This is a genomic window from Streptomyces sp. SID1328, assembly GCF_009865595.1.
Classification (GTDB): domain Bacteria; phylum Actinomycetota; class Actinomycetes; order Streptomycetales; family Streptomycetaceae; genus Streptomyces; species Streptomyces griseoluteus.
In genome coordinates, this window is sequence record NZ_WWKH01001072.1 from 1 (window position 1) to 10,069 (window position 10,069).

8 protein-coding genes and 1 pseudogene are annotated in these 10,069 nt (G+C 70.4%); all 9 read right to left on the minus strand.

What is annotated here, in order from left to right; translation table 11 throughout:
• A pseudogene (locus GT030_RS34660) lies at positions 1 to 737 on the minus strand (glucose-6-phosphate isomerase); the annotation flags it as partial.
• Between the two features lie 76 nt (positions 738 to 813).
• The gene (locus GT030_RS34665; protein ID WP_161204460.1) at positions 814 to 2,082 is read right to left on the minus strand and encodes an MFS transporter; all 1,269 of its coding nucleotides are present in this window, start codon (positions 2,080 to 2,082) and stop codon (positions 814 to 816) included.
• A 123-nt stretch (positions 2,083 to 2,205) separates the two neighbouring features.
• Positions 2,206 to 2,541 (minus strand): RNA polymerase-binding protein RbpA, encoded by a 336-nt coding sequence (locus GT030_RS34670; protein ID WP_003957010.1) that lies wholly within the window; start codon positions 2,539 to 2,541, stop codon positions 2,206 to 2,208.
• Positions 2,542 to 2,792: 251 nt separating this feature from the next.
• Positions 2,793 to 3,029 carry a preprotein translocase subunit SecG gene (secG, locus tag GT030_RS34675; protein ID WP_030809737.1) on the minus strand — a complete coding sequence of 79 codons (237 nt, stop codon included), beginning with the start codon at positions 3,027 to 3,029 and terminating at the stop codon, positions 2,793 to 2,795.
• Between the two features lie 123 nt (positions 3,030 to 3,152).
• Positions 3,153 to 3,929, minus strand: coding sequence for a triose-phosphate isomerase (gene tpiA, locus GT030_RS34680; protein WP_161204461.1), 777 nt, complete (start codon positions 3,927 to 3,929; stop codon positions 3,153 to 3,155).
• Between the two features lie 6 nt (positions 3,930 to 3,935).
• Positions 3,936 to 5,147: a phosphoglycerate kinase gene (locus GT030_RS34685; protein ID WP_161204462.1), complete on the minus strand. Its 1,212-nt coding sequence runs from the start codon at positions 5,145 to 5,147 to the stop codon at positions 3,936 to 3,938.
• Between the two features lie 135 nt (positions 5,148 to 5,282).
• Positions 5,283 to 6,293, minus strand: coding sequence for a type I glyceraldehyde-3-phosphate dehydrogenase (gene gap, locus GT030_RS34690; protein WP_161204463.1), 1,011 nt, complete (start codon positions 6,291 to 6,293; stop codon positions 5,283 to 5,285).
• A gap of 297 nt (positions 6,294 to 6,590) precedes the next feature.
• Positions 6,591 to 9,557 (minus strand): M14 family zinc carboxypeptidase, encoded by a 2,967-nt coding sequence (locus GT030_RS34695; protein ID WP_346009811.1) that lies wholly within the window; start codon positions 9,555 to 9,557, stop codon positions 6,591 to 6,593.
• Positions 9,558 to 9,741: 184 nt separating this feature from the next.
• Positions 9,742 to 10,069 (minus strand): DNA-binding protein WhiA (gene whiA, locus GT030_RS34700; RefSeq protein ID WP_161204465.1); only part of this gene is annotated, 328 nt, incomplete at its 5' end.

The following is a 10,069-nucleotide window of genomic DNA, read 5'->3' on the forward strand; positions in this document are numbered from 1 at the left end:
AGCGCCACGAAGTGCTTGGCCACGGCCTTGTCGTCACCGAGGGCGTCCAGCAGCCAGGTACGGGCCGAGGTCGCGTTGGTGATCGTCTCGATCGTCGTGAACGTCTTGGACGCCACGATGAACAGCGTCTCCGCCGGGTCCAGGTCCCGCAACGCCTCATGCAGATCCGCGCCGTCCACGTTCGACACGAACCGCACCGTCAGGTCACGGTCGGTGAAGGCACGCAGCGCCTCGAACGCCATCGCCGGACCCAGGTCGGAACCGCCGATGCCGATGTTGACGATGTTCTTGATCCGCTTGCCGGTGTAACCCGTCCACTCACCCGAGCGGACCCGGTCGGCGAAGCCACTCATCTTGTCCAGCACCGCGTGCACGGCCGGGACCACGTTCTCCCCGTCCACCTCGATCACCGCGTCCCGAGGCGCGCGCAGCGCGGTGTGCAGCACCGCGCGGTTCTCGGTCGTATTGATCCGCTCACCACGGAACATCGCGTCCCGCTGCCCGAACACATCCGTGACGACGGCCAGTTCGCGCAGCAGCCGCAGCGCCTCGGCGTCCACGAGCTGCTTGCTGTAGTCGATGTAGAGGTCCCCGGCCCGGACCGTGTACGTCCGCCCGCGCTCCGGGTCGGCGTCGAACAGCTCCCGCAGGCTCGTCCCGCCGAATCCCTCGCGGTGCTCCTTCAGAGCGGCCCACTCGGGCGTCCGGTTCAGTGCTGTACGGCCTTCTGCGTTCATCTCCGGCTTCCGCCTTCCTTTCTGCGCCTGTCGCCTGTCCTGCCCCGTGTGCCCACTGCGGGACCAACCTAATTGATCACCTGGTGGCCGGGCCGGTGGTGACACCACCCCGCTTCTCGTCCATCGATACGTCCGCCGAGCGCGCCGGTATCAGTGCGAGCACCGCGGCCGCGAAGAGGGCGGCCGTGAGGAGCGCGGGGGCGTTGAGGCCGAGGGAACCGGCGGCGGCACCGCCGAGCAGGGCGCCGAGGGGAGCTCCGGCGGTGGAGGCGGTGCGGAAGGCGGCCGAGATGCGGCCGGTCATCGCGGCGTGGGCGCGCTGCTGCATCAGCGTCACCTGGTTGACGTTCCACACCATGCCCATCGCGCCGAGCAGCAGCATCCCGGCGATCAGCGCGGCCAACTCCCGCACACTGCCCAGCAGGAGCAGCGCGCCGGTCTGCACGGTGCCGCCCAGCAGCAGGGCCCGTACCCGGCCGGGGCGGCCCGCCAGACGCTGGGCCAGGAAGCCGCCGGCGATGCTGCCGGCCGAGTAGGCGGTCATGGCGGCCGCGTATCCGGCGTTCCCCGCGTGCAGCCAGCCGGTGACGTGCAGGACGAGGGTGGCGATCAGGGCGCCCATGCCGATGTTGCACAGCAGGGTGGCTCCGCAGATCGCACGGAGCGCGCGGTCCCGGCAGAGTTGCCGCAGCCCCTCCCCTATGTCGGCGCGCAGGGTGGCGCCGTGCGGGCGCGGTTCTCGTGCGGGTGTCCCGATGCGGAGGGAGGCCACCAGGGCGGCGCCCAGCAGGTAGGTGACCGCGTCGGCCGCGTAGGGCAGGAACACACCGGCCGTCAGCAGCAGCGGCACCAGGGGTCCGCCGAGCAGGCCGCCGGCCAGCTGCTGACCGGTCATCAGGCGGGCGTTGGCGCTGCCCAGGGACTCCGGCCGGACCACGGAGGGCAGCAGGGCGGTCGCCGCGTTGTCGAACAGGGTCTGGAGCGCAGTGAGGGAGAAGGCGAGCGTGATCAGCAGCGGGATCGAGGCGTGACCGAGGGCCACCGCGAGGGCGAACGCGGCGACGAGCAGCCCGCGTGCCACGTCCACGGCCCACATCGCGCGGCGTTGGTCCACCCGGTCGGCCACCGCGCCGCCCAGCAGGCCGAACAGAAGCCAGGGCACATAGCCGCAGGCGGTCACGGCGGCGACGGCGCGCGGGTCGTCGGTCAGCCGCACGGCGAGCAGCGGCAGCGCGGCCGTACGCAGCGCGTCGCCGAAGCGGGAGAGCACGGCGGCGCTCCACAGCCGCCCGAATCCCCCGCGCCACGCGGGCGTTGCCGCCTGCACCACCTGAGCCGTCGTCATGACCGTCCCCCTGAGTCGCAGTTACCTCACTCACAGTAGGGGGCACCACTGACAACGGGGTCCGGCCGTGGGACAGGACAGCTCCGGCCGGGCGCCCTCTCGGGTCCCGGCCGGTGTCAACTCCTAGATCTCGCCCCGCAGTTTGGCGAGCGCTTCGGCGAGGATCGCTTCGCCGTCCGCGTCGCTGCGCCGCTCGCGCACATAGGCGAGGTGCGTCTTGTAGGGCTCGGTGCGCGGCGGGTCCGGCGGGTTGTCCCGGTCCTGACCGGCCGGGAAGCCGCAGCGCGGGCAGTCCCAGGTGTCGGGGACCTGCGCGTCGCTGGCGAAGCTCGGCTGGGTCTCGTGCCCGTTGGAGCACCAGAAGGAGATGCGCAGACGCGGGGCGGACTCGCCGCGCTCGGCCTCGCCCATCGGCCCCGCACCGACCCGGCTTCCCCGGATCGCGTTGCCACTTGCCACGGTCGTAACTCCCTGCGTGATGGTGCCGCGAAGCAGGTCGGCCTATCGCTTCGCCGCGAGCGCCTCAGTCTACGTAAGGCCCAACGCGCGTCCAGTGATGGGAGGTACCGCCTCCGCCCAGACGCAAGCCCCATGATAGGCCGCGCTCGTGAGCGCGTACCGAACATGGGGCCTTACGTGTGGAATCTATGCACTTGTGGGACGTGCGGGGCATCGCGGCTGTACGCGCGGCCCCCGCCTCGGCGGTCCGGTCAGCCGCTCGACTTCATGAGCAGGCCGAGCACGATGATCGACGCGAACCAGAGCACGGCGATGACGACCGTGATGCGGTCGAGGTTGCGCTCGGCGACCGAGGAGCCGCCCACGGAGGACTGCATGCCGCCACCGAACATGTCGGAGAGGCCGCCGCCCTTCCCCTTGTGCATCAGCACCAGCAGCATCAGCAGCAGGCTGAAGACGATCAGGGCGATCGAGAACCCCAAAACCACGGCTGGACCAACTTCCTCGGATTCGGACGGACGGATTGAGCTGGACGGACGGGGGCACGGCACGACGGCCATGCCCCCGCAAGAGTACGACGTATCGCCGCTACCGCCTACTCGCGGACCGGATCACTGATCGCGGAACCGCACGATCTTGACGAACTCGTCGGGGTCCAGCGACGCGCCGCCCACCAGGGCGCCGTCGATGTCCGGCTTGGCCATGATCTCGGCGACGTTGCCGGACTTCACGGAGCCGCCGTACTGGATGCGGATCTTGTCGGCGACGTCCGGGGAGTACAGCTCGGCGAGCTTGCCCCGGATCGCGCCGCAGACCTCCTGCGCGTCGTCGGAGCCGCAGACCTTGCCGGTGCCGATGGCCCACACGGGCTCGTAGGCGATCACGACGTTCTCGGCCTGCTCGGCCGGGACGTCCTTCAGGCCGCCCTCGACCTGGGCGAGGGTGTGGTCGACGTGGGTCCCGGCCTCGCGGACGTCCAGCTCCTCGCCGACGCACAGGATCGGGGTGAGGCCGTTCTGGAAGGCCGCCTTGACCTTGGCGTTGACCACGTCGTCGGTCTCGTGGTGGTACTGGCGGCGCTCGGAGTGGCCGGCGAGCACGTAGGAGCACTTCAGCTTGGCCAGCATCGAACCGGAGATCTCCCCGGTGTAGGCGCCGGACTCGTGCTGGGAGACGTCCTGGGCACCGTACTTGATCTTGAGCTTGTCGCCGTCGACCAGGGTCTGCACGGAGCGCAGGTCGGTGAAGGGCGGCAGGACGGCGACCTCGACGGCCTCGTAGTCCTTGTCGGCCAGGGCGAAGGCGAGCTTCTGGACGTGCGCGATGGCCTCGAGGTGGTTGAGGTTCATCTTCCAGTTGCCCGCCATGATCGGCGTGCGAGTGGTCATGCGGGGTCAGTCCTCCAGTGCGGCGAGGCCGGGGAGCGTCTTGCCCTCGAGGTACTCGAGGGAGGCGCCGCCACCGGTCGAGATGTGGCCGAATGCGTTCTCGTCGAAACCGAGCGTACGCACCGCGGCGGCGGAGTCACCGCCGCCGACGACGGTGAAGCCGTCGGAGTCGACGAGCGCCTGGGCGACCGCCTTGGTGCCCTCGGCGTAGTCGGGGTGCTCGAAGACGCCCATCGGACCGTTCCAGAAGACGGTCTTGGCGTCGGCGAGCTTCGAGGCGTACAGCTCACGGGTCTTCGGGCCGATGTCCAGGCCCTCCTGGTCGGCGGGGATCTTGTCCGCGTCGACCACGGTGTGCTGCGAGGGGGCCTTGGTCTTCAGGTCCGGGAACTCCGGGGAGACCAGGACGTCGACGGGCAGGATGAGCTCCACGCCGTTCTTCTCGGCGCGCTCCATGTACTCCTTGACGGCCGGGATCTGGTCCTCCTGGAGGAGGGAGATGCCGACCTCGTGGCCCTGCGCCTTGAGGAAGGTGTAGGCCATGCCGCCGCCGATGAGCAGTCGGTCGGCCTTGCCGAGCAGCTGGTCGATGACGGCGAGCTTGTCGGAGACCTTGGCGCCGCCGAGGACGACGACGTAGGGGCGCTCGACTGCGTCGGTGAGCTTCTTCAGGACGCCGACCTCGCGCGCGATCAGGTAGCCGGCGTAGTGCGGCAGCCGGGCCGGGAGGTCGTACACGGAGGCGTGCTTGCGGTGCACCGCGCCGAAGCCGTCGCCCACGTACACGTCGGCGAGGGCGGCCAGCTGGTCGGCGAACTCGCCGCGCTCGGTGTCGTCCTTGGAGGTCTCGCCGGCGTTGAAGCGCAGGTTCTCGACGACCGCGACCTGGCCGGGCTCCAGGCCGTCGACGGCCGCGTGGGCGGCGGGGCCGACGGTGTCCTCGGCGAAGGCGACCGGGGTGCCGAGGAGTTCGGCGAGACGCTCGGCTACGGGCAGCAGCGAGAAGGCCGGGTCCGGTGCGCCCTTGGGACGGCCCAGGTGGGAGGCGACGACCACCTCGGCGCCCGCGTCGGCGAGGGCCTTGATGGTGGGAACGACGGCACGGATGCGGCCGTCGTCGGTGATGGTCCCGTCGGCCAGCGGCACATTGAGGTCGGCGCGGACGAAGACCCGCTTGCCGCTCACGCCGTCGGCGAGAAGTTCGTCGATCGTCTTCATTGAGTGGACTCCTGGAGAGGGCTCTTGATGCCCCTGATCGTAAAAGGGCGTGGTCCGTGCGTGAGACAGGGCCCGGACAGCGCGGCCGTGCGCTGCCCGGGCCCTGCTCTCACTTCAAGGTCCTGCGGTGTCGGATCAGAGCTGCTCGCCGACGAAGACCGTCAGGTCCACGAGGCGGTTGGAGTAGCCCCACTCGTTGTCGTACCAGCCGAGGATCTTCACCCTGTTGCCGTCCTGGACCATGGTCAGGGACGAGTCGAAGGTGCAGGAGGACGGGTCGCCGACGATGTCGGAGGACACGATCTCGTCCTCGGTGTAGGACAGGAAGCCCTTGAGCGAGCCGTCCTCGGACGCCTTCTTGAACGCGGCGTTGACCTCGTCCTTGGTGACCTCGCGCTGCAGCTCCACGACCAGGTCGGTCGCCGAGCCGGTCGGGACCGGGACGCGCATCGCGATGCCGTCGAGCTTGCCCTTGAGCTGCGGCAGGACCAGCGCGGTGGCCTTGGCGGCACCCGTGGTGGTCGGGATGATGTTCTCGGCGGCGGCACGGGCGCGGCGCAGGTCCTTGTGCGGGAAGTCCAGGATGCGCTGGTCGTTGGTGTACGCGTGCACCGTGGTCATCAGGCCGCTGACGATGCCGAAGTTCTCGTCCAGCACCTTCGCCATCGGCGCCACACAGTTGGTGGTGCACGAGGCGTTGGAGATGACGTGGTCCTTCGCCGGGTCGTACTTGTCCTGGTTGACGCCCATGACGATGGTGATGTCCTCGTCCTTGGCCGGAGCCGAGATGAGGACCTTCTTGGCGCCGCCGGCCAGGTGCTTGGCGGCGTCGTCGCGCTTGGTGAAGATGCCGGTCGACTCGATGACGATGTCGACGCCCAGGTCGCCCCACGGGATGTCGGCGGGGTTGCGCTCGGAGAGCACCTTGATGGTGTGACCGTCGACCGTGATCGTGTCTTCGGTGTGCGTCACCTCGGCCTTGAGGCGGCCCAGGATGGTGTCGTACTTGAGCAGGTGCGCCGTGGTCGCGGTGTCACCCAGGTCGTTGACAGCCACAACCTCGATGTCCGCACCCTGCTCCAGCAGAGCGCGGAAGTAGTTACGCCCGATGCGGCCGAAGCCGTTGATGCCTACGCGGATCGTCACGAACCGATCTCCTCGTTGGTACGCCGGCCATGCGGTGCCGGCGAGCTGTATTTGGGATGTCCCCGACCACCCACGACCCTACCCCTCCGGGGCCCTTGGGGTGACATCGAGATGGCGCATAAAAGGGCAGGCGTTCCGTACCCGTCAGTAGGGTACGGAACGCCTCGGAACGGCGGTGGATTCACTCCTCTTTGTCAGGGAATGACGGGCACCGCCGACGCACTTTTCACTCGTTCGTGAGCGGGTTGGCTCACCTGATGCGGGGGCCCTCCGCGCACCGTTGAGAGGGGGGTTCGCTCACCTGTCGAGTGCGGTGAGCGCCTTGCGGACGAGAGCGGTCCGTTCGGCCGCCGACGGGACCTGTTCAAGGCCGAATCCGAGCAGCACGGTGTCGTCGGTGGTGACCGCTCCATAGGTCTGGAAGAGGGCGCCGGTGCGGGTCCAGTCCTTCAGCACCGCCGGGCTCCCGGCCGGGGGTCCGGATGCCCGCCAGGGACCGAGGGAGGCCTCGAACCCTTCCGTCTCCTTCGCGTTGCCGCCGACGACGAGCGAGGCGTCGTCGGCGAGCACGCCGTGGCCGCCGGTGCCGGGGTCGGTGATGTAGGAGACGGACAGCTCGATCTGCTTGCCCGCGTAGGCGCTCAGGTCGAAGTCCACCCGCTGCCAGCCCGAGGACCGGCCGGTCAGGCTGTGCCACTGGCCGGTGGTCCCGGTGGCGGTGCAGGTGTTGCCCGTGAGGGTCAGGTAGTGCCTCAGCCAGGGATGCTCTCCGACCAGGAACCCGGCCCCGCACTCGGCGGGCACGGCGTCGGTGGTGGCACCGCCCGCCTCGGGCAGCGTCGTCCAGTCGTCGGCGCCGACGGTGTGGACCTCCACCACCGCGTGGTCGTATCCGCGCTCGGTGTCCCACAGCAGCCGGGTGCCGAAGGCCGGCTTCTCGGCGGCGCCGACACCGGTGAGGTCGATGGTGCGGGTGAGGCGCTTGTAGGCGTCGTCGGTGTGCACGGCGGCGGCCATGTAGGAGCCCGCGTACGGCCCGTACGGGCTGACGGCACCCGTGAACCGGGCCGCCCCCGCGCTGCGGAACCGGGGGTAGGTGGCGGTGGGCAGCTCGTCCGAGGTCACCCCGTAGGCACCGGCCGCGTCGAGGGGGTTGCCCGGTGCGTCGCCGAGCGCGGCGGAGACGCCGTTCAGCGCGCCGGTGCCGGTGATGCCGGTGGCGCCCTTGGTGGAGGTCCGGCTGTAGGCACCCAGGTAGTACTGGCTGAAGTCGTCGGAGAGGCTGCCGCCGCCGAGGTCCACCTCGCCGCCGGCCTGCTCGCCGGCCTCGATCAGCTTGCCGCCCTCGTTGAGGTAGGCGCGCAACTGGAGCTGGGTGGCGTTGCCGGGGCCGTCGGGGCCAGAGTAGTGGACGACGGTGCGGAAGTGGCCGAGGACGCCGAGGGCGTCGGGCGTGCCGCGCCGGGCGGTGTCCCACACGAGGGGCGTGCGGCCGGCCGCCTTCAGGGCGTCGGTGTAGGCGCCGGTCCGGGTCGCGGTCGCGCCCTCTTCGGCCACGACGAGGGTGTCGGCGGTGCCGCGGTCGGCGACGGTGTAGGTGAAGTGGCGGCTCGCCGTCGCACGGCCCGCTCCCGTGAACCAGACCTCGACCCGGTCGCCGGCTCTGCCACCGGGCACCTCGGCGCGGTACTGGTCGAAGTGGAGGTTGTCGTCACCGCCGTAGGTCTCGCCGCCCTTCCACGGGCGCAGGGTGCGCTCATGGGTCCGGCCGCCGTTGACGCGGTACACCAGCCGCTTGTGCCGGACCGCCTTGCGGGCGACGACGGAGACCTGCTGGCCGGTGCCTCGCGCGTAGGAGGTGGTGAAGGTGGCCGGGGTGAAGTCGGGGGCGCTCAAGCCGACCGTGGAGACGGGCCGGTCGGGGTGGGCGGCGGTCTCCGCGACGGAGAGCGCGAACGGCACGTTCTTCTCGAACTCCCGCTGGATCAGCGTCTCGTCGTCCGGGAAGGTGAAGACCGAGCGGCAGTCGTCGGGATTCCAGGCGTCGTCCGGGTCGGACTCGGAGGCGGTCGCGCAGGTGGACATCTCGGGAGTGAACATCGCCATCCCGTTGACGTTGGCCGCCTGCCCGTCCGCCTCGCCGTTGGTGGTGTACAGCTCGGAGGAGACCTGGGAGCGGTAACCGGGGATCGCCGGGTTGTCGGGGGTGCCGGCCAGCGCCCGGTAGAGGACGTCGTCGGGCGTGTCGGTGGCGACCTGCCAGCCGACGCCGTAGAGGAGCAGCTCGGCGGCGGAGTGGTAGTTGATGCCGTACGCGAACCGGACGCGCTTCTCCAGCGCGTCCAGTGCCCTGGTCTCCGGCTCGGAGTTCGCGCTCGGGCCGCGGTAGGTCTCGCTGGCGGGGCTGGGCGAGGAACCCTCGTCGTCGTAGCCCCACTTGTAGCCGAAGTTGCGGTTGAGGTCGACGCCGTCACCGGTGCCGACGACTCCGTCGCCGTTGATGTCGCGCAGGTTCTTCCGCCACAGCCGGGTGCCGGAGTCCTTGAAGGTGTAGTCGTAGCCGTCGGGGTTGGCGGACAGCACGAACCACAGCTCGGTGGTGTCGACGAGCTTTCTGATCCGTTTGTCCGACCGGTAGTTGTCCAGATAGTGGTGCATCAGGCGCCGGGTCATCTCCGGGGTGATCCACTCCCGCGCGTGTTGGTTGGACATGTACAGCACGGCGGGCCGTGAGCCGTCCTTCGCGGTCCGGGCGTTCTTGGTGACCTTGAGCGCGAGGATGTCCTGGCCGCGCACGGTACGGCCGATGGACTCGACCTTGGCGAGACCGGGGTTCTCCTGCGCGGTCCGCAGGATCTCCTCCTTGAGCCCGCCGCTGCCGCTGTACGGGCGGAACACGCCCTGGGCGGCGGCCGCGAGGCGCTTGTTCGCGCCGCTCGGCAGGGCGTGCTCGGTGAGGCGGACGCCCTGTTCTTTCAGGCCGCGGGCCTGCCGGTCGGTGAGGTAGGCCTCGACGGCGGTCCGGCCGCTCGCCCCCACCCGCTCCCCCAGCTCATGGGCGTCCTGGCCCGCCCTGAGCAGCAGGGGCACCTGGGCGCGGGTGACCTCGGCCCGGAAGACCTTGACCTCGTCGCCGCTGCCGGCGGGCGCGCTCTCCCGCGCCTGGGCGACGGGCGTGAGGCAGGCCGCCCCGGCCAGCAGCGCCCCGACGGCGAGGACCGCTCTGGCCGCGGGTCTGGCTGTGGGCCGGGCTGCGGGTCTCACTGGGTGTCTCATGAACCCCCCTCGCGGTGGTCCGCCACAGCGGCGAACAGGTTGCCAGGCTCATGTCACTGCATGATCGAGTCAAGAGCGCCCCAAGGACACGCGAAACGCCGGTGCCGACCACCCGAACGGGCGGCGGCACCGGCGTCTGTGCGGCGTTTTCCCTGCCTTGGCGCCTTGGGGATCAGCCCGCGAGGTTGTCCGCCAGCTCCTCGGAAAGGTTGGCCTCGGTGCTCGGGATACCGAGGTCGGAGGCGCGCTTGTCGGCCATCGCCAGCAGCCGGCGGATACGGCCGGCCACCGCGTCCTTGGTCAGCGGCGGGTCGGCCAGCGCGCCCAGCTCCTCCAGGGACGCCTGCTTGTGCTCCATGCGCAGCCGGCCCGCGGCGGCGAGGTGCTCGGGCACTTCCTCGCCCAGGATCTCCAGCGCCCGCTGCACCCGCGCCCCGGCGGCGACGGCGGCCCGCGCCGAACGGCGCAGGTTGGCGTCGTCGAAGTTGGCGAGCCGGTTG